The 18,664-nt window shown below is 70.9% G+C and carries 17 protein-coding genes; 5 read left to right on the top strand and 12 right to left on the bottom strand.

Annotated elements, in window-relative coordinates:
- Nucleotides 1-199 precede the first annotated feature (199 nt).
- The 3 genes from ACH41F_RS24180 to ACH41F_RS24170 are packed head-to-tail and all read left to right on the top strand — an operon-like array spanning nucleotide 200 to nucleotide 1,886.
- Nucleotides 200-859, top strand: coding sequence for a hypothetical protein (locus ACH41F_RS24180; RefSeq protein ID WP_398837480.1), 660 nt, complete (start codon nucleotides 200-202; stop codon nucleotides 857-859).
- 26 nt (nucleotides 860-885) lie between these two features.
- The gene (locus tag ACH41F_RS24175; protein ID WP_398837479.1) at nucleotides 886-1,470 is read left to right on the top strand and encodes a DUF6529 family protein; all 585 of its coding nucleotides are present in this window, start codon (nucleotides 886-888) and stop codon (nucleotides 1,468-1,470) included.
- On the top strand, nucleotides 1,467-1,886 hold the full coding sequence (locus ACH41F_RS24170; protein ID WP_398837477.1) for a Rieske (2Fe-2S) protein: 420 nt from the start codon (nucleotides 1,467-1,469) through the stop codon (nucleotides 1,884-1,886). The genes ACH41F_RS24175 and ACH41F_RS24170 overlap by 4 nt, the downstream gene beginning before the upstream one ends.
- A 19-nt stretch (nucleotides 1,887-1,905) precedes the next feature.
- Here the strand turns inward: ACH41F_RS24170 and ACH41F_RS24165 are convergent, their stop codons facing one another.
- Nucleotides 1,906-2,925 (bottom strand): ADP-ribosylglycohydrolase family protein, encoded by a 1,020-nt coding sequence (locus ACH41F_RS24165; RefSeq protein WP_398837475.1) that lies wholly within the window; start codon nucleotides 2,923-2,925, stop codon nucleotides 1,906-1,908.
- Nucleotides 2,922-3,641: an NUDIX domain-containing protein gene (locus tag ACH41F_RS24160; protein WP_391240704.1), complete on the bottom strand. Its 720-nt coding sequence runs from the start codon at nucleotides 3,639-3,641 to the stop codon at nucleotides 2,922-2,924. The genes ACH41F_RS24165 and ACH41F_RS24160 overlap by 4 nt, the downstream gene beginning before the upstream one ends.
- A 96-nt stretch (nucleotides 3,642-3,737) precedes the next feature.
- Here ACH41F_RS24160 and ACH41F_RS24155 point away from each other — a divergent pair, with 96 nt between their 5' ends.
- On the top strand, nucleotides 3,738-4,700 hold the full coding sequence (locus ACH41F_RS24155) for a DUF72 domain-containing protein (RefSeq protein ID WP_398837474.1): 963 nt from the start codon (nucleotides 3,738-3,740) through the stop codon (nucleotides 4,698-4,700).
- Here ACH41F_RS24155 and ACH41F_RS24150 read toward each other — a convergent pair.
- The 10 genes from ACH41F_RS24150 to ACH41F_RS24105 all read right to left on the bottom strand — a co-directional run bounded on the left by ACH41F_RS24150 (nucleotide 4,635) and on the right by ACH41F_RS24105 (nucleotide 16,338).
- On the bottom strand, nucleotides 4,635-5,180 hold the full coding sequence (locus tag ACH41F_RS24150) for a TIGR03086 family metal-binding protein (protein WP_398837472.1): 546 nt from the start codon (nucleotides 5,178-5,180) through the stop codon (nucleotides 4,635-4,637). The genes ACH41F_RS24155 and ACH41F_RS24150 overlap by 66 nt on opposite strands.
- Nucleotides 5,181-5,454: 274 nt before the next feature.
- Nucleotides 5,455-6,576, bottom strand: a complete 1,122-nt coding sequence (locus ACH41F_RS24145) for a pseudouridine synthase (protein ID WP_391240631.1) — start codon at nucleotides 6,574-6,576, stop codon at nucleotides 5,455-5,457.
- Nucleotides 6,576-7,238 carry an SMC-Scp complex subunit ScpB gene (gene scpB / locus ACH41F_RS24140; protein WP_391240633.1) on the bottom strand — a complete coding sequence of 221 codons (663 nt, stop codon included), beginning with the start codon at nucleotides 7,236-7,238 and terminating at the stop codon, nucleotides 6,576-6,578. Before scpB ends, ACH41F_RS24145 begins: the two co-directional genes overlap by 1 nt.
- Entirely contained in the window at nucleotides 7,235-8,242 is a 1,008-nt protein-coding gene (locus ACH41F_RS24135; RefSeq protein WP_398837470.1) for a segregation and condensation protein A, read from the bottom strand. The genes scpB and ACH41F_RS24135 overlap by 4 nt, the downstream gene beginning before the upstream one ends.
- 18 nt (nucleotides 8,243-8,260) lie before the next feature.
- Entirely contained in the window at nucleotides 8,261-8,824 is a 564-nt protein-coding gene (locus ACH41F_RS24130) for a hypothetical protein (RefSeq protein ID WP_398837469.1), read from the bottom strand.
- Nucleotides 8,821-9,999, bottom strand: a complete 1,179-nt coding sequence (locus ACH41F_RS24125) for an AAA family ATPase (RefSeq protein WP_391240642.1) — start codon at nucleotides 9,997-9,999, stop codon at nucleotides 8,821-8,823. The genes ACH41F_RS24130 and ACH41F_RS24125 overlap by 4 nt, the downstream gene beginning before the upstream one ends.
- 371 nt (nucleotides 10,000-10,370) lie before the next feature.
- Nucleotides 10,371-11,486, bottom strand: coding sequence for an alanine dehydrogenase (gene ald / locus ACH41F_RS24120; protein ID WP_391240706.1), 1,116 nt, complete (start codon nucleotides 11,484-11,486; stop codon nucleotides 10,371-10,373).
- 144 nt (nucleotides 11,487-11,630) lie between these two features.
- A complete protein-coding gene (locus ACH41F_RS24115; protein WP_398837468.1) occupies nucleotides 11,631-13,694 on the bottom strand; it encodes a tetratricopeptide repeat protein in 2,064 nt (687 codons plus the stop codon).
- A 280-nt stretch (nucleotides 13,695-13,974) separates the two neighbouring features.
- Nucleotides 13,975-14,601 carry an NUDIX domain-containing protein gene (locus tag ACH41F_RS24110; RefSeq protein WP_398837467.1) on the bottom strand — a complete coding sequence of 209 codons (627 nt, stop codon included), beginning with the start codon at nucleotides 14,599-14,601 and terminating at the stop codon, nucleotides 13,975-13,977.
- Nucleotides 14,602-14,688: 87 nt separating this feature from the next.
- Nucleotides 14,689-16,338, bottom strand: coding sequence for a CTP synthase (locus tag ACH41F_RS24105; protein WP_391240707.1), 1,650 nt, complete (start codon nucleotides 16,336-16,338; stop codon nucleotides 14,689-14,691).
- A gap of 509 nt (nucleotides 16,339-16,847) precedes the next feature.
- On the opposite strand from ACH41F_RS24105, the gene ACH41F_RS24100 reads away from it, so the two are divergent.
- Nucleotides 16,848-18,650 (top strand): glycoside hydrolase family 15 protein, encoded by a 1,803-nt coding sequence (locus tag ACH41F_RS24100; RefSeq protein ID WP_391240709.1) that lies wholly within the window; start codon nucleotides 16,848-16,850, stop codon nucleotides 18,648-18,650.
- The last annotated feature ends 14 nt before the right edge of the window (nucleotides 18,651-18,664 follow it).

Below are 18,664 nucleotides of genomic sequence, written 5' to 3'. Positions count from 1 at the left end.
TGTACGGCTCTTGGCCCGTCCAGCCTAGTCAGCCCGCGCCCACCGGGCGCGCGCCGCCCGCCCGCTGAGACACCCGCGACCCTGTCACCCGAATGTCACAGCTCCGCCACTCATCGTGAGAACGCGCCGATGCGCCCCTGGACTCGGGCCCCCCGGTCCGCTCTCATGGGCAGGAAACCCGCCTCGGGGGAGGCCCTTGATGAAGCGTCCCGGACCGCTGTTCACCCTTCTCGCCGGCCTGCTGCTGGGCCTGTTCATGCTGTCGCTGAACGCGACGACCGGCGAGAGGACCACGTCGTACGCCCGGGAGTCGCCCGGCACCAGGGCGAGCCCGACACCGGCACCCACCCGGGCGACCCCGTCGCCTTCACCGTCCCCGACGACGTCCCCGGTCCCGAACGCCGACTACGCGGGCCGCACCGACGACGACTCCTCCGCGATCGCCGTCTCGCTGCGCGACGGCCGGGCCATCGCGTACTTCTGCGACGGCCGGGACAAGGAGTCGTGGCTCAAGGGCGACGTCGAGGACGACGGCACCATGAAGCTCACCGGCAAGGGCGGGTCCGTGCTGAACGGCACCGTCGAGGAGAGCAGGCGGATCAGCGGCACGGTCGACATCGGCGGCGGGCACTTCACCTTCACCGCCGACAAGGCGATCAAGCCGTCCGGGCTGTACCGGGCGACGGCCACCGTGCGGGACGCCAAGGTCGACGGCGGCTGGATCGTGCTGAAGGACGGCAGCCAGGTCGGCATCCTCACCAGGGACGGCAAGCCCTCCCCCGCACCCGGGATCGACCCGGAGACCGGCGTCGTGACGGTCGACGGACAGCAGCTCACGGCCCGCCCCGTCACCCCCTGAACCCCAGTCCGTACGAGGGAGCCGACATGAGCGTCGACCCGAACGCCGCCACCCAGGGATTCCCGTCCCCCCGGCCCGCCGAACGGCCGTCGAGCGCGGCCCGCTATCTGGTGCCCGCGCTGGTCGCCGCCGCGGTGGCGGTCGCCCTCGGCGCGTACGGCACGGTGCACGACCCGGCGGGGACCGCTTTCAACCTGGCCGGCTTCAGCAGCACGGGCGCGGTGAAGTCCTGGCTGGCCACGGTCGCGATCCTCTTCGCGGTCGTCCAGTTCCTCTCGGCACTGATGCTGTACGGCAGGCTGCCGGGTCCGAGCTGGTCAGGGGCGCTGCACCGCTGGTCCGGCCGGGCCGCGTTCCTGGTGTCGGTGCCGGTCGCGGTGCACTGTCTGTACGCGCTCGGCTATCAAACATACGAAACGCGTGTTTTCTGGCACTCTCTCCTGGGTTGCTTCTTCTTCGGGGTGTTCAGTGCCAAGATGCTGCTGCTCCGCTCGGAGCGACTTCCCACCTGGCTGCTGCCGATCGTCGGCGGGCTCGTCTTCACCGCGCTGACGATCATCTGGCTGACCTCCGCCCTCTGGTTCTTCCGCACCTTCGGAGTGACTGCATGACGACTCAAGGCCCGACGCGACGCTCGGTCCTCCTCGCGAGCGGCGCCGCCGCGTTCGCCGTCGGCTGTGCCGAGTACGGCGGCGAGGGCGACGGCGACACCGGCTCCGACACGGTCGAGGCCTCCGCCGGCACGGAACTGGCGAGGACCGGCGAGATCCCGGTCGGCGGCGGCAAGATCTTCAAGGACGAGAAGGTCGTCGTCACCCAGCCGAAGGAAGGCGAGTTCAAGGCCTTCACCAACATCTGCACCCACCAGCAGTGCCCGGTCGCCAACGTCGACGGCGGCACCATCAACTGCACCTGCCACGGCAGCAGGTTCAGCATCACGGACGGCTCGGTGACGAACCCGCCGGCGACCCAGCCGCTGGCCGAGAAGAAGATCACGGTGAAGGGCGACTCGATCCGGCTGGCCTAGGGCCTGTTCGCAACAGGTCCTAGTCCCACAGGGCACCGAGCGTCGCCAGCTCGCTCTGGTACTCGATCCGGTCCGCCCACTCGGTGGGCCACACGTCGGCCCCGTGGTACGCCCCCGCGAAGGCCCCCGCCAGGCAGGCGATCGAGTCGGAGTCCCCGGCGGTGCAGGCGGCCCGCCGCAGGGCGGTCACCGGCTCGTCGACGAAGAGCAGGAAGCACAACAGCCCCGTCGCCAGGGCCTCCTCGGCGATCCAGCCCTGGCCGGTGGCCAGGCACGGGTCGGTCTCCGGCGAGACCGTACGGACCGCCTCCTGAAGGCGGCCGAGGATCTCCAGGCACTCGTCCCAGCCGCGGGCGATGAAGTGCTCGGCGGTCGAGTCCTGGCCGCGCGTCCACAGGTCACCGAGCCAGCGCTCGTGGTACCGGGTGCGGTTCTCCACGGCGTACGACCGCAGTTGCCCCACCAGTCCGGTCGGCTCGGCCCCCTGGGCGAGCAGCCGTACGGCGTGCGCGGTGAGGTCGGAGGCGGCGAGCGCGGTGGGGTGGCCGTGGGTGAGCGCGGACTGCAACTGGGCGGCTCCGGAGCGCTGTTCGTCGCTCAGACCGGGGACCAGGCCGACGGGGGCGACACGCATGTTGGCGCCGCAGCCCTTGGAGTGGATCTGGCTGGCGTCCTGCCACAGCCGCCCTTCGGTCTTCAGCAGATTGCACGCGACGAGACAGGTCCGGCCCGGCGCGCGGTTGTTCTCCGGCGACTGGTACCAGTCCACGAACTCCTCGCGCACCGGACGCTCCATCCGCTTGGGCGCGAGCAGCCCACGGTCCATGGCCGTGCGCAGCCCTCGCCCCAGCGCCAGCGTCATCTGCGTGTCGTCCGTGACGATCGCCGGCCTCGGCAGCTCCATCTCCCGCCACGGCCCGCACTTCGCGAGGATCGACGGCACGTCGTTGAACTCGGTCGGGAAGCCGAGCGCGTCCCCGAGGGCGAGCCCGACCAGGGCCCCTGTCGCGGCGCGCTTCCTGACGGTCGTGGCGGTCATGCGGGACGTCCTTCCCGAGGCGTTCGGAGCAGAGGCGGATGGAGCGTGGTGGCGGTGCCCGCGCGGTACAGCGCCGCCGGTTTGCCGCGGCCGCCGGTCAACCGCGCGGCGCCCGGGACCGGTTCGACGAAACCCGGCGTGGCGAGCACCTTGCGGCGGAAGTTGGGCCGGTCGAGGGCGGTGCCCCAGACCGTCTCGTAGACCTGCTGGAGCTCGCCGAGGGTGAACTCGGCGGGGCAGAAGGCGGTGGCGAGGCAGGTGTACTCCAGCTTGGCGCCGACGCGTTCGCGGGCGTCGGCCAGGATCCGGTCGTGGTCGAAGGCGAGGGGCCGCGCCCGGTCGCAGGGCATCCAGCGGGCGTCCGCCGCGTCGCTGCCGCCGTGCGGCTCGGGCGGGTCGGGCAGCAGCGCGGCGAAGGCGACGGACACCACCCGCATCCGGGGGTCGCGGTCCGGCTCGCTGTAGGTGCGCAGCTGCTCCAGATGCAGCCCGGAGACGTCCGACAGCCCGGTCTCCTCGGCGAGTTCACGCCGGGCGGCCCGTTCGGCGGACTCGTCCGGCCGCACGAACCCACCGGGCAGCGCCCAGCGTCCGGCGTACGGCTCCTGCCCGCGCTCCACGAGCAGGGCGCACAGGGCGCCCTCGGAGACGGTGAGCACGGCGAGGTCGACCGTGACGGCGAAGGGTTCGTGGGCGTACTTGTCGTAGGCGTCCACAGGCACCCACCCCTTCCGTCACCGCCACCGTCATTAATAGTCACTGAGACTATAAAGTCGCCGGATGGGATCGCACAACCCGGGTAACCGGACCCAATGGGCGAGATCCTGGTGGGCACGTGTTCATGGACCGACCGCGCGTTGACCGGCAGCGGCTGGTACCCGCCGGGGCGACGGGACGCCGAGGGACGACTACGGCACTACGCCGAGCAGTTCCCCGTCGTCGAGGTCGACTCGGCGTACTACGCCCTGCCCGACGCCCGCAACTCCCGCCTGTGGGCCGAGCGCACACCCCCCGGTTTCGTCTTCGACGTCAAGGCGTTCTCACTGCTCACCGGGCACCCCACGCGCCCCGCCGTGATGCCGGGCGGGCTGCCCCCCGAGCCCGGTGACCCGCGGGTGCTGGACGAGGTGTGGGCGCGGTTCACCGAGGGCGTCGAACCGCTCCGGGCGGCCGGGCGGCTCGGCAGCGTGCTCTTCCAGTTCCCGCCCTGGTTCCGGCCCGGACAGCGGGCCGGGGCGTTCCTGCGGGAGTGCGCCGAGCGGACCGCCGGCTGGCCGATCGCCGTGGAGTTCCGGCATCCGGGCTGGTGGCGCAGGGAATGGGCGGACGTGACCTGCGCGCTGCTGACCCGGTACGGCATGACCGCGGTCGCCGTCGACATGACCCAGACGCTCCCCTCCTCCATCCCGCCCGTCGCTCCCGTCACCTCGTCGCGGCTGGCCGTCGTCCGCTTCCACGGCCGCAGCACCGCCTGGGGGTCGGGAAGCAAGGAGGACCGGTTCCGCTACGAGTACGGCGAGGACGAACTCGCCGAGTGGCTGCCCCGGTTGAGCTCCCTCGCCGGGCGGGTCGAGCAGCTGCACGTGCTGTTCAACAACTGCTGCGGCACGGCGGCGGTCCGTGCCGCGCAGACGATGCGGGGTCTGCTGGCGCGCACCGGTCAGCTCCGGGAAGGGTCGAAGACCGCGTCGGCGCAGCAGACCGCGCTGTCATTCGACGAAGACGTCGCGCCGGCCGAGCCAGGCCGGCAACCGGACCTCGGGCGACGCGTCTGACGCCACCGCGACCGGTTCCCCGAACCGCACCCCCCGGTCCTCCCCCGCCACCACGCACCGCGCGACGGGCAGCAACTCGGCCGCGAGGGCGGCCGGAAGGGGCCGTGGCCCTCCGCAGGCCTGGGCCACGTCCCAGCCGTGCACGGCGATCTCGACCGCGCCGACCGCGCCCATCACCCGCACGTCCAGCGACCGTTCCCCGACCAGGACCCGCCCGTCCGGTCCGGCCGCCCAGGCACCGAGCACGGCGCACGCGCGCGTACGGAAGCCGCGGACCCGGTCAGTCCGCGGGAGCAGCCCGATCCGCCCGCCGGTCAGCCCTTCGTGCAACGCGTCCAGAGAGTCGTCGAGGTGCTCGAGCAGCTCCCTCAGGTCCCACGCGGCGCAGGGCGTGGCCCGGCCCGGACCCGCGTGTCCCAGCGCGGCGACGCTGCCCAGCGCGTAGGCGAGCGACCGCTCCAGCAGCTCCCCGGGATTCACGACAACACCTCGGCGACCTCAGAGGCCCTCAGCGGCCCCTCAAGCGCCTCTGGTGGCTCGCACGGCCCCAAGGGCGGCCGACAGCCCTCACGGCCCTCCAGAGCCGTCAGACGCTCCCCCACGGCCGTCCGGTGCCGTTCCGACTCCTCACGGTTCGTGCTCGAAGTGATCATCCCCGCTCCTTCCGTCAGGAACAGAGACCCCGGGAGGCCCGAAAACGAATCGGCCGGCCCCGGCAGGATGCCCGGGACCGGCCGTCGCCTTGGGGGCCGACCTACAGGTCGACCTCCTTCATCAGCATCCCGACCTCGGTGTTCGACAGCCGCCGCAGCCAACCCGACTTCTGGTCGCCCAGGGTGATCGGGCCGAAGGCGACCCGCACCAGCTTGTCGACCGGGAAGCCGGCCTCCGCCAGCATCCGGCGCACGATGTGCTTGCGGCCCTCGTGCAGGGTGACCTCGACCAGGTAGTTCTTGCCGGTCTGCTCGACCACCCGGAAGTGGTCCGCCTTCGCGTACCCGTCCTCCAGCTGGATGCCGTCCTTGAGCCGCTTGCCCAGGTCGCGCGGGATCGGGCCCACGATGTGCGCGAGGTAGACCTTCTTCACGCCGTACTTGGGGTGGGTCAGCCGGTGCGCCAGCTCACCGTGGTTGGTGAGCAGGATGACACCCTCGGTCTCGGTGTCGAGACGGCCCACGTGGAACAGGCGGGTCTCCCGGTTGGTGACGTAGTCGCCGAGGCACTGCCGGCCCTCGTTGTCCTCCATCGTCGAGACCACACCGGCGGGCTTGTTCAGCGCGAAGAACTGGTACGACTGCGTCGCCACGGTCAGGCCGTCGACCCTGACCTCGTCCTTCTCCGGGTCGACGCGCTTGCCCTGCTCCAGCACGATCTCGCCGTTGACCTCGACCCGCGCCTGCTCGATCAGCTCCTCGCAGGCCCGGCGGGAGCCGTAGCCCGCGCGCGCGAGGATCTTCTGGAGCCGCTCGCCCTCCTGCTCGGCGCCCGGGAAGGTCTTGGGAAGCTTCACGTCCTTCTTCCCGGCGTACCGCTCCCGGTTGCGCTCCTCGGCCCGCGCCTCGTACTCACGGGAGGTCGCCGGCACCCAACGGCCGCGCCCGGTGCCCTGGCCCTGCTTGGGGCCGCCCTTGGCACCGCCGCGCGCGGAAGCACCGCGCCCGGACTTCGGGCCCTCATGGGTGCTGCCCGGCCCTACGTCGTAGCGCCGCTCCTCCGGGCGGGGGTTCTTCGGCCGACCGCCCTGCTTGTCGTCACGGGCGTTGCCGGCACCGCGGTGATTACCGCGGCCGCCGCTGTTCCCGCCGCGGCCGCCGCTGTTGCCACCACGGCTCCCGCCGTTGTTTCCGCTGCTGTTCCTGCCGCTGCTGCTTCGCATCAAATGTCCGTCTGGTCGTCTGCGTCCTGTGCGTCCGGCGCCTCAGGAGCGTCCGGATCGAACGACGGAACCCCTTCCAGCGTCTCGGCCTCGATCGCCTCCGCCTCCGGGAGGAAGGGCGCGAGCTCCGGGAGCTCGTCCAGACCGCGCAGGCCCATCCGCTCCAGAAAGTAGTTCGTCGTCGTGTACAGGATCGCACCTGTTTCGGGTTCCGTGCCCGTCTCCTGGACCAGACCGCGCTGGAGGAGGGTCCGCATGACCCCGTCGCAGTTGACTCCTCGTACGGCCGAGACCCGGCTGCGGCTCACCGGCTGGCGGTAGGCGACGACCGCGAGCGTCTCCAGGGCCGCCTGGGTGAGCCGGGCCTGCTGGCCGTCCAGCACGAAGCCCTCGACGGCCGCCGCGAACTCCGGGCGGCTGTAGAAGCGCCAGCCGCCGGCGATCAGCCGCAGCTCGAAACCGCGCCCCTGGACCGTGTACTCGTCGGCCAGCTCCCGCAGCGCGTCCGCGATCTGCCGGCCCGGGCGCTGGAGAATCCTGGCCAGGTGCTCCTCGGTCACGGGCTCGTCCACGACCATGAGGACCGCCTCCAGGGCGGGCTTGAGATCGAGGTCGGCGACGGTACGCGGTCCGGCCGGGACGTCGCCGGTCTGCTCGCTCACGCCTTGTCCTCCTTCGGTGGCTCGGGCGGCTCGGGCGGCCGGTCGAACTCGTCGGTCACCATCGGCTCGGCGTCACCCTCCCCGCCGGTCCACCGCACGAGGAGGTCGCCGAGGGCGGTCTCCTGGTCCAGGGCGACGGCCTTCTCCCGGTACAGCTCCAGCAGCGCCAGGAAGCGGGCCACGACGGTGAGGGTGTCGTCGGTGTCCGCCACCAGCGTCCGGAAGCTGGCCTGGCCGAGCTCCTTGAGCCGGGCGACCACGATCCCGGCCTGTTCCTGCACGCTGACCAGCGGCGCGTGGATGTGGTCGACGTACACCTGCGGCTTGGGCCTGGGCTGCATCGCCTTCACGGCGAGCTTGGCGAACCCTTCCGGGCCGATGCTGATGACGACCTCGGGCAGCAGCTCGGCGTGGTGCGGTTCGAGGCCGACGGTACGGGGGTAGCGCCGGGCCTCCTCGTCGAGCCGTCGGTCGAGGATGTCGGCGATCTGCTTGTACGCGCGGTACTGCAGCAACCGCGCGAAGAGCAGGTCCCGGGCTTCCAGGAGGGCGAGGTCGGCCTCGTCCTCGACCTCGGCGGCGGGCAGCAGCCGGGCGGCCTTCAGGTCGAGCAGGGTGGCTGCGACGACCAGGAACTCGGTGGTCTGGTCGAGGTCCCAGTCCGGCCCCATGGCCCGGATGTGCGCCATGAACTCGTCGGTCACCTTCGACAGGGCGACCTCGGTGACGTCCAGCTTGTGCTTGGAGATCAGCTGGAGGAGCAGGTCGAAGGGGCCCTCGAAGTTGGCCAGCCGCACCGTGAAGACACCGTCGTCGGATTCCTCGGGAACCGGTTCTTCAGGAAGAGCTTCGTCAGAAACCTGCTCCGGCTCCGGCGCGAGCGACGTCTCCAGCGCGAGCGACGTCTCCGGCTCCGGAGCCCCGAGACCCGGCCCCCGCCCCAGCGCACGACGGCGACCGGCGGCCGGGCCGGAGGCGAGGGCGGGATCGTCGTTCGAGGTCATGGCCCCCGCAGGCTACCGCTACCGCCCGCGCAGCCGTCGTACGAGGATGCTCGCGTCTCCCCGGGACTCCAGATCGGCCAGCACCACGGCCACCGCCTCGCGGACGATCCGCCCGCGGTCGACGGCCAGCCCGTGCTCGCCACGGAGCACCAGACGCGCGTGCTCCAGGTCCATGAGTTCCTCGGCGGAGACGTACACGGTGATCTTCTCGTCGTGCCGCTCACGTCCGCTGGGCCGCCGGGAGGCCGCCCGACCGCCCCCGCGCTGCTTGCGCGGGGCCGCCGCGGCAGAACCTTCCTGCGCGTCCTGACGCCGTCCGGAGTTCTCGCCCCCGGCGCCCCGGCTGCGGGACTCACCGGCCTCGGCCGGTTCCGTAGCCACGTGCTCCGCCCCGTCGCCGTCGCCGCCCTGGGCGGGTACCGACTGCGGCGCGTCCTCGGGCGACGCGGCCGCGGCCCCGTCGCTCTCCCCCGCGGGGGCGGGCACCCGGGCGTCGCCGTTGGCCCCCCGTCGCGGCGTGGACGGCTGGAGCGCCATTCCCCCTGTCGTACGGAAGAGTTCGTCGGCCCCTGGCAGACTCACTCGGCGTGACACCGGGCGAGCACCTCCCTGGCGAGCTGGCGGTAGGCGGCGGCGCCGACGGAGTTGGAGGCGTACGTGGTGATCGGCTCGCCGGCGACCGTGGTCTCCGGGAAGCGGACCGTGCGCCCGATGACCGTGTGGTAGACGTGGTCGTCGAACGCCTCGACGACACGCGCGAGCACCTCACGGCTGTGCACGGTGCGCGAGTCGTACATCGTGGCGAGGATCCCGTCGAGCTCCAGCTCCGGGTTGAGCCGCTCCTGGACCTTCTCGATGGTCTCCGTCAGCAGGGCGACACCACGCAGCGCGAAGAACTCGCACTCCAGAGGCACTATCACCTTGTGCGCGGCCGTCAGGGCGTTGACCGTGAGGAGGCCGAGCGAGGGCTGGCAGTCGATCACGATGTAGTCGTAGTCGGCCATGAGCGGCTTCAGGGCACGCTGCAATGTCGACTCGCGCGCGACCTCGGAGACCAGCTGGACCTCCGCCGCCGACAAGTCGATATTGCTGGGCAGCAGGTCCATGTTGGGGACCGCGGTCTTCAGCAGGACCTCGTCGGCCGCCATGCCCCGCTCCATGAGCAGGTTGTAGACGGTGAGGTCGAGCTCCATCGGGTTGACACCGAGACCCACCGACAGCGCGCCCTGCGGGTCGAAGTCCACGAGCAGCACCCGGCGGCCGTACTCCGCGAGCGCGGCACCCAGGTTGATGGTCGACGTGGTCTTGCCGACGCCGCCCTTCTGGTTGCACATCGCGATGATCTTCGCGGGTCCGTGATCGGTCAGCGGACCCGGGATCGGGAAGTACGGCAGCGGGCGACCGGTCGGGCCGATGCGCTCACGGCGCTGGCGGGCAGCGTCGGGAGCGAGCGTGGCCGCGTACTCGGGGTCGGGCTCGTACTCGGCGTCGGGGTCGTAGAAGTGCCCCTCGGGCAGTTCGTCGTAGTCGGCGAAGTGGTTGTGGGGCGCGCCACTTCCGTCGCCGGCCATGGCGTTCACGTGATGGCCATCCATGCTCTGGTGTGCTGACAGAGTCACTCCTGGATTCGGGTGGCTCTGGTGGGCTGCGAAGGTGCGCACCGCGACGGAGCCGACAGCCTCGAACCCCGCGGGGCCCTCGGCCCGTGCAGGCGTTCCTGGTTGACCACCTCCGGGAGTAAATGTCGACTCATTCACAAGTCGTCTTACCTCCTTGGTGACCAGGAAACTTCTAGACAAGGTCAGCGTGGCACCATGCCGACGGTTGGCGACTCTATGGCGTGTCGGGTGTCCACAGCAACACAATCCGCCGGACCCGGCAGGATGTGTCGGCAATCAAACATCGCGCTGTCAAGGGCGTACGGCCGTCGCACAGCAGGTTTCACCGGTGTACGAATCGACCAAAGGGTTACGTTCGAGGCGAGTTGACCGAGAGCCGCAAAGTGACCATACACACATCCGGCCGGACCTTGTCGGGCAAGGTCCGGCCGCAGGTGAGTGGTTGACGCGCCTTGTTGACGTATCGCCTTTACGAAAAGGTGACTTAGCCGCCTGACGTCGGACGTCGGTCAGCCGAGCAGGGTCTCCAGCTCGACGTGCTCCAGGCCGTGCGCCTCCGCGACCTCCCGGTAAACGACCTTGCCGTCATGCGTGTTGAGGCCCTTGGCGAGCGCGGGGTCGCGGCGCAGCGCCTCCACCCAGCCCCGGTCGGCGAGTTCGACGATGTAGGGCAGCGTCGCGTTGGTGAGCGCGTAGGTGGAGGTGTTGGGCACCGCGCCGGGCATGTTGGCGACGCAGTAGAAGACCGAGTCGTGGACCTGGAAGGTCGGCTCGGCGTGCGTTGTCGGGTGGGAGTCCTCGAAGCAGCCGCCCTGGTCGATCGCGATGTCGACAAGGACACTTCCGGGCTTCATCCGGGCCACGAGTTCGTTGGTGACCAGCTTCGGCGCCTTGGCGCCCGGGATGAGGACCGCGCCGATGACGAGGTCGGCGTCCAGGACGGCCTTCTCCAGCTCGAAGGAGTTGGACATGATCGCCCGCACCTGGGTGCCGAAGACCTTGTCGGCCTCGCGGAGCTTGTTGATGTCGCGGTCGAGCAGCGTGACGTGGAAGCCCATGCCCACGGCGATCTGGGTCGCGTTCCAGCCGGAGACACCGCCGCCGATCACGACGGCCCGCGCGGGCTGGGTGCCGGGGACGCCGCCGGGCAGGACGCCGCGGCCGCCGACCGAGCGCATCAGGTGGTAGGCGCCGACCTGCGGGGCGAGCCGGCCCGCGACCTCGGACATCGGGGCGAGCAGCGGCAGTGCGCGGGAGGGCAGCTCGACCGTCTCGTAGGCGATCGCGGTGGTGCCGGACTCGATGAGCGCGTCGGTGCACTCCTTGGAGGCGGCCAGGTGCAGGTAGGTGAAGAGCGTCTGGTCCTTGCGGAGGCGGTGGTACTCCTCGGCGATGGGCTCCTTGACCTTGAGCAGCAGGTCGGCGGAGGCCCACACCTCGTCGGCCGTGTCCAGGATCTGGGCCCCGGCGGCGACGTACTCCGCGTCCGGGATCGACGAGCCGACACCGGCATTGTGCTCGATGACGACCTGGTGGCCGTGGCGCACCAGCTCGTGCACGCCGGCGGGGGTGATGGCCACCCGGAACTCGTTGTTCTTGACCTCGCGGGGGATGCCGACCTTCACGTCGATCACGGTCCTTGGCTCAGTGGATGTAGGGCAATACAACACATACCCAGGCATGCATGAGCACACCGGGAGACACCGCAGGAGAAGGTGCGGCAGAGCCAGTCTAATGAAGGTGTTCCCGGTGTCTAGCCTTTCATTGCATCAATCTTCAGCAGATGTACTACGGATTTCGCAGGCATCAGTGGCGTGTGTCGAAGGATCGGGCTGTTCCGGTTCCGGTTCCGCCCCCGAATCCCCCTCCGCCAGCAGCCGCTCGGCGGCCCCCCGGTGCAGCCCCGCTGCGGCCGGATCGCCGAGGCGGTCCAGGGTGTCGGCGAGCCGCAACTGCAACGCGGCCTGGAGCCGTACGTCCTCCGCGCGCCGCGCCCACTCGACGGCCTCCTGGCAGGTCCGCAGCGACTCCTCGGGCCGCCCGGCGTACTCCTGGACACGGGCCAGCTCGCTCAACGCCCGTGCGTGGGCGGCCACATCACCGTTCTTGCGGTGCCCGGCGACCGCGGCCCGCCATCCGCGCTGCGCCTCCCCGTAGCGGCCCGCGTAGGTGTGCGCCGCGGCGATCCGGCCGTACAGCCGGGCGGCGTCCGGGCGCTCGTCCCGGGCCAGCCGCTGGGCGAGGGCGCGGCCGAACCAGTCGGCGGCCCGGTCGTAGTCCCCGAGTTCCAGATGCGCGCCGCCTACGGATTCCATCGCGCGTCCGGTCGCATACGGGTCGCTCGCCTCGCGCCCGGCGTCCAGCGCGGCCCGGTAGCGGGTCAGCGCGTCCCGGGTCCGACCGGTCTGCGCGTCCAGGTCGCCGAGGTTCAGCAGTGCCGCCGCCCGCTCGCGGGGCAGCTCCCGGCGCTCGGCCACGTCCAGCACGAGCCGGTGGACGCCGTACAGGTCGGGTGCGGCGGCCTGGGTGCCGAAGTGCGCGACCATCGCCCGGACCAGCTGGGACATCAGTCGGCGGGCCAGGGTGTCCAGCTCCCCGTCGGCGACGGCGAGCCGGGCCGAGGCCAGCAGGGCGGGCCTGCGGGCCTGGAGCCACTCCTCGGCGGCGCGAGGGCTGGGGAAGCGCAGGGAGCGGGGCAGGTCCTGGAGCTTCTCGCGGGCCTCGGGGTTGTCCGTCTCGGTGATCGCGCGGCAGGACTGCAGCAGCCGGACCGTCCGCTCCAGCATCCGGGCCCGGGCCAGCTGGAGCTCGCCGGGGCGGTCCTGGGTCTCGGCGAGGGCCTTGAGCAGCGGGTGCAGACAGCCCGGCACCTCGTACTGCGGCAGCGGGGAGTCGACCGCGTGCAGCAGACCGAGGGCGACGAAGTCGTCCAGGGTGGTGCGGGCGCCGCCCACCGAGCAGCCGGCGAGGGCGGAGGCGATGTGCGGGTCGACCAGTCCGGCCGGGGCCAGGGAGAGCAGTCGCAGTATCCGGGCGGCGGGGCTCGGCAGGGCGGCGTAGGCGAGGCGGAAGACCCGGCTGAGCGGGGTGCCCTCGTCACTCTCCGTGTGCAGGTTCTTGGCCAGGTCGGCCACGGCGGTCGTGGGGCGGGCCGCGAGCCACCCGCCCGCCAGCTTCAGGGCAGTGGGGTGACCCTGGCACTCCTCGACGAGCCCCTCGGCGGCCCGCGGGTCGACGGTGATGCGGACCGAGCCGGTGTAGCGGGTCAGCAGCTCCAGGGCGGACTTGGTGTCGAGGCCGCCGAGGGTGCAGGGGCGGACGTCGGAGATCCCGGTGAGCGGGCCGCCGGACACGGCGACGACCAGGCAGTCAGGGGTCTCCGGGAGCAGGGCGTCGACCTGCTCGGCGCTCACCGCGTCGTCGAGCAGCAGCAGGGCGCTGCGGTCGGCGAGGGCGTCGCGCAGCGCCTGCGTGAGGTCGTCCTCGCAGGCGCCGGCTGGGGTCGGTCGGTCCAGGGCGGCGAGGAGTTCGCGGGCGGTGTGCTCGACGGGGACGGGGGTGCCGTCGGGCTCGCTGAGCCGGGCGCGCAGCACGCCGCCGTCGTAACGCTCCGCGACCTGCCGTACGAGTTCCTCGGCGAGCGCGGTGCGGCCGGAACCGGGGCGGCCGGCGATGAGCAGGACCCGCGCGCGGGGGGCCTTCTTGCCGGCGAGGGTGTCCAGGCCCGCCCGCTCGATGTCGGCGAGCAGCTCCTTCAACTCCCGTGTCCGGCCCAGGAAATGACCCTCGGCCGACAGCTTGAGGCCGTCTGCGTCCACCGCCTGGTCCGTCACGGGCCACACTCCCGTCCCACCGCACGCGCAAAGCCCGCCGGGACTCCGGTTCGGGCAGTTTCAGAGCCTAGTTCACGCTCTGCAACGTTCTTGGTGGAGCGCGGCGGGGACGGCCCGAGACTCCCTCGATCGGATCAACGGATCATAGGACCGACGGCTCGGCGGTGCCGCGCGGGACGTCACGCCTCCAAAGGCCGCGAGCGCGCACCGAGCGGCACGTCACGCCTGCGAGGGGCCGCGGGAGCGCACCAAGCGCTACGGGAGCGCACCGCGCGCGGCGTCACGCCTCGAAGGGGCGGGCCGGCCAGGGCGCGTCCGCCGGGCGCAGCGTGTCCAGGCCGCCCGAGGCCTGCGCGGCGACCAGCGACAGCACGCCCACGACCAGGCAGTTGTTGTGCAGCTCACCGGCGAGCACACCGCGCACGAGCTCGTCGAGGGGCACGCGCGCGTACTCCAGGTCGGTCTCCTCGTGCTCGACCTCGAAGCGCTCGCCCTCGGCCTCCGAGAGATTGCGGGCGAGGAAGATCCGTACGGCCTCGTCGCAGCCGCCGGCCGTGGTGTAGACGTCGGTCAGCACCCGCCAGTCCTCGGCCTTGACGTGCGCCTCCTCGTACAGCTCGCGCTGGGCCGCGTGCAAGGGGTTCTCGCCGGGCACGTCGAGCAGGCCGGCCGGGATCTCCCACAGCTTCTGGCGCACGGGGTGGCGGTACTGCTTGATGAGCAGGACCCGGTCCTCCTCGTCGAGGGCGAGGACGCCGACCGAGCCGGGGTGGACCTGGTAGTCGCGGCGGACGACCGTGCCGTCGGGCATGACCACGTCGTCGGTGCGGACGGAGGTCTTGTTGCCCACGAAGGGGGTCTCCGTCGCCCGGATCTCCCACTCCTCGGGGGTGTCCTTGATCGTCATGCAGGTGTCCTTCCCGACGTGCGCAAAAAGAAGCCGGGGCGCTCACCTTTTGAATGGGCGCGCCCCGGCCACCGTACAACTGTTGTGCTACTTCGACGTCTTGCGCTCGACCGCCGCCTTCACCAGGCCGGCGAACAGCGGGTGCGGCCTGGTCGGCCGCGAGCGCAGCTCGGGGTGGGCCTGGGTCGCCACCAGGTAGGGGTGCACGTCCCTGGGGTACTCGACGTACTCGACGAGCTTGCCGTCGGGCGACGTGCCGGAGAAGACGATGCCCGCGTTCTTCTCCAGCTCCGCGCGGTAGGCGTTGTTCACCTCGTAGCGGTGCCGGTGCCGCTCCTCGACGTACTCCTTGCCGTCGTACACCTCGCGCACGATCGAGCCCTCGGCCAGCTTGGCCGGGTACATGCCGAGCCGCATGGTGCCGCCCATGTCGCCCTCACCGGCGACGATGTCGAGCTGCTCGGCCATGGTGGAGATCACCGGGTGCGAGGTGGCGGCGTCGAACTCGGTGGAGTTGGCGTCCGGGATGTCGGCGAGGTTGCGCGCGGCCTCGATCACGATGCACTGGAGGCCCAGGCAGAGGCCGAGCAGAGGGATCTTGTTCTCGCGGGCGTACTTGATCGCGCCGACCTTGCCGAGCACGCCGCGGTCGCCGAAGCCGCCCGGGATACAGATGCCGTCGACGTCACCGAGCTGTGCGGCGGCGCCGGCCGGGGTCTTGCAGTCGTCGGAGGTGACCCACTTGATCTTGACGCGGGCCTTGTTGGCGAAGCCGCCCGCGCGCAGTGCCTCGGTGACCGAGAGGTAGGCGTCGGGCAGGTCGATGTACTTGCCGACCAGGGCGAGGGTGATCTCGTGGTCGGGGTTGTGGACACGGTCCAGCAGGTCGTCCCAGGTCGTCCAGTCCACGTCGCGGAACGGCAGGTCCAGCTTGCGGACGACGTAGGCGTCCAGGCCCTCGCCGTGCACGGTCTTGGGGATGTCGTAGATCGAGCGGGCGTCGGGGCACGCGACCACGGCGTCCTCGTCGACGTCGCACATCAGGGAGATCTTGCGCTTGATCGCGGTCGGGACCTCGCGGTCGCAGCGCAGCACGATGGCGTCCGGCTGGATACCGATGTTCCTCAGGGCCGCAACCGAGTGCTGGGTCGGCTTCGTCTTCAGCTCCCCCGACGGGCCGATGTACGGCAGGAGGGAAATGTGGACGACGAAGACGTTGTCTCGGCCGACCTCGTGACGGACCTGACGGACGGTCTCCAGGAACGGCAGCGACTCGATGTCGCCGACCGTGCCGCCGACCTCCGTGATGACCACGTCGACCTCGTCGGTCGCCATACGGCGGATGCGGTGCTTGATCTCGTTGGTGATGTGCGGGATGACCTGCACGGTGTCACCGAGGTACTCGCCGCGCCGCTCCTTGGCGATGACCGTGGAGTAGACCTGGCCTGTAGTGACATTGGCGGAGCCGTCCAAGTCACGGTCGAGGAAGCGCTCGTAGTGTCCGATGTCCAGGTCGGTCTCGGCTCCGTCGTTGGTGACGAACACCTCACCGTGCTGGAAGGGGTTCATCGTGCCCGGGTCCACGTTCAGATACGGGTCGAGCTTCTGCATCACGACGCGCAGGCCGCGCGCCTTGAGCAGCATGCCGAGGCTGGAGGCCGTCAGGCCCTTGCCGAGAGAGGAGGCGACACCCCCGGTGACGAAGATGTGCTTGGTCGTCGTAGATTTCGGCGGCATGGCCAAGAGGGGGCTCCCGTGGTCGCGATCTGGGGTGCGGGGCGGCGCTACGACCGGAGATCTCCGGAGTCGCCGTCGCTGCGGTCGGGGGTTTTGTCCACCACCGGTCCACGGGCTACCAGGGTATCAGCGCCTCGGCGGGATGGCTTCCGGGCACGCTCCGCACACGCCTCGACACGCTCACGCAGCCGTCCTGTGTTTCTCACCGCTCGCTCACCCGATCGGCCCACCCGCGTTGCCCGGAGCGGCACACAGATCATCTACGTGCGTCGTATCCTGCTCGGACATTCACTGCCGAGCCCGACCGGCGACACGGCACCACCCCCGCCCGTAAGCACCGGAACAACGAGAGCTCGTCAGTTCGTTGAGCATCAATTGTCGTTTTGCCTCGCAGCCGATGGACTGCTTTGCTTCACCGCTCAACGACGCATTACAACGACCCCTTGACCGCAAGAGCGACAGCCCCCCTCTCGTCGGGGGGTGACGTGGCCGTTCGACTGGAGTTGCACGTGGCCGGGCGCATCGAAGACTACGCACTCATCGGAGACATGCAGACCGCAGCCTTGGTCTGCCGGGACGGCACGGTGGACTGGCTGTGCCTGCCCCGCTTCGACTCGCACGCCATCTTCGCCGGTCTGCTGGGCACCGAGGAACACGGCTTCTGGAGACTGGGCCCGGCGCACGCGGCCGACGCCCAGCCGCCCACCGCGGCCCGGCGCACCTACCGTGGCGACTCGCTGATCCTGGAGTCCGAGTGGGACACCCCGCGCGGCACGGTCCGGGTCATCGACTTCATGCCCCCACGTGACGGCGCCCCGCAGCTGATCCGGATCGTCGAGGGCGTCACGGGCCGCGTCCCGATGCGCTCCGCGCTGCGGATGCGTTTCTCGTACGGCCGGGTCGTGCCCTGGGTGCACAAGCACGACGGCCGCACGGTCGCCGTCGCGGGCCCCGACTCGGTCTGGTACGACACCGAGTGCGAGACCTACGGCAAGTCGCTGACCACGTACTCGGACTTCACCGTCGCCCCCGGTGACCGGATCGCCTTCACCATCTCGTGGCAGCCCTCGCACAAGGAGCCGCCGGCGCTGCCGGAGCCCGAGCAGTCGCTGGAGCTGACCGAGGAGTTCTGGCGGGACTGGGTCGAGCACTGTACGTACCACGGCCCGTACCGCGAGGCCGTCGTCCGCTCCCTGATCACGCTCAAGGCGCTGACGTACGCCCCGACCGGCGGCATCGTCGCGGCGCCGACCACCTCGCTGCCCGAGGACATCGGCGGCGTCCGCAACTGGGACTACCGCTACACCTGGCTGCGGGACGCGGCGATCACCCTGTCCTCGCTGCTGCGCACCGGCTACCGCGAGGAGGCCCGCGCCTGGCGCGAGTGGCTGCTGCGCGCGGTGGCGGGCGACCCCGAGAACCTGCAGATCATGTACGGCATCGCGGGCGAGCGGGAGCTGGGCGAGGCCGAGCTGGACTGGCTGCCCGGCTACGAGAACTCCGCCCCGGTCCGGGTCGGCAACGGCGCCGCGCACCAGCTCCAGCTGGACGTGTACGGCGAGGTCACCGAGGCCCTGCACCTGGCGCACATGACGGGTCTGGCCCGCAACGACTACGCCTCCCTGCTCCAGCTGAAGCTCATCCGCTACCTGGAGCAGCACTGGGACGAGCCGGACGAGGGCATCTGGGAGGTGCGCGGCCCGCGCCGCCACTTCGTGCACTCCAAGGTGATGGCCTGGGTCGCGGTCGACCGCACCATCAAGCTCATCGAGTCCGGGGACGCGGACGGCCCGCTGGAGCGCTGGCGCGAGCTGCGCGACGACATCCACCGGGACGTGTGTGAGAAGGGTTACGACAAGGAGCGCAACACCTTCACGCAGTCGTACGGCTCGCGGGAGCTGGACGCCTCGCTGCTGCTGATCCCGCAGATGGGCTTCCTGCCGCCGGACGACAAGCGCGTCATCGGCACCATCGAGGCGATCCAGCGCGAGCTGTCCACGCCGGACGGCTTCATCCTGCGCTACCCGACCGAGGGCCAGAGCGAGGGCGTCGACGGGCTGCCCGGTGACGAGGGAGCCTTCCTGGCCTGCTCGTTCTGGATGGCGGACGACCTGGCGATGATCGGCCGGGTGGACGAGGCCCGCAAGCTGTTCGAAAAGCTGCTGGACCTGCGCAACGACCTCGGACTGCTCGCGGAGGAGTGGGACCCGCACCTCAAGCGCCAGGTCGGCAACTTCCCGCAGGCCTTCAGCCACGTTCCGCTCATCGACACCGCCCTGCGACTGACGGCGTCGGGGGCGTACGGCGGCTGAGCACACCGGACGGG

This window comes from Streptomyces sp. NPDC020489 (assembly GCF_044386545.1).
In the GTDB taxonomy this organism is placed as follows: Bacteria; Actinomycetota; Actinomycetes; order Streptomycetales; family Streptomycetaceae; genus Streptomyces.
The sequence above is the reverse complement of the archived record's forward strand: the minus strand, read 5'-3'. Positions and strand labels throughout refer to the sequence as shown.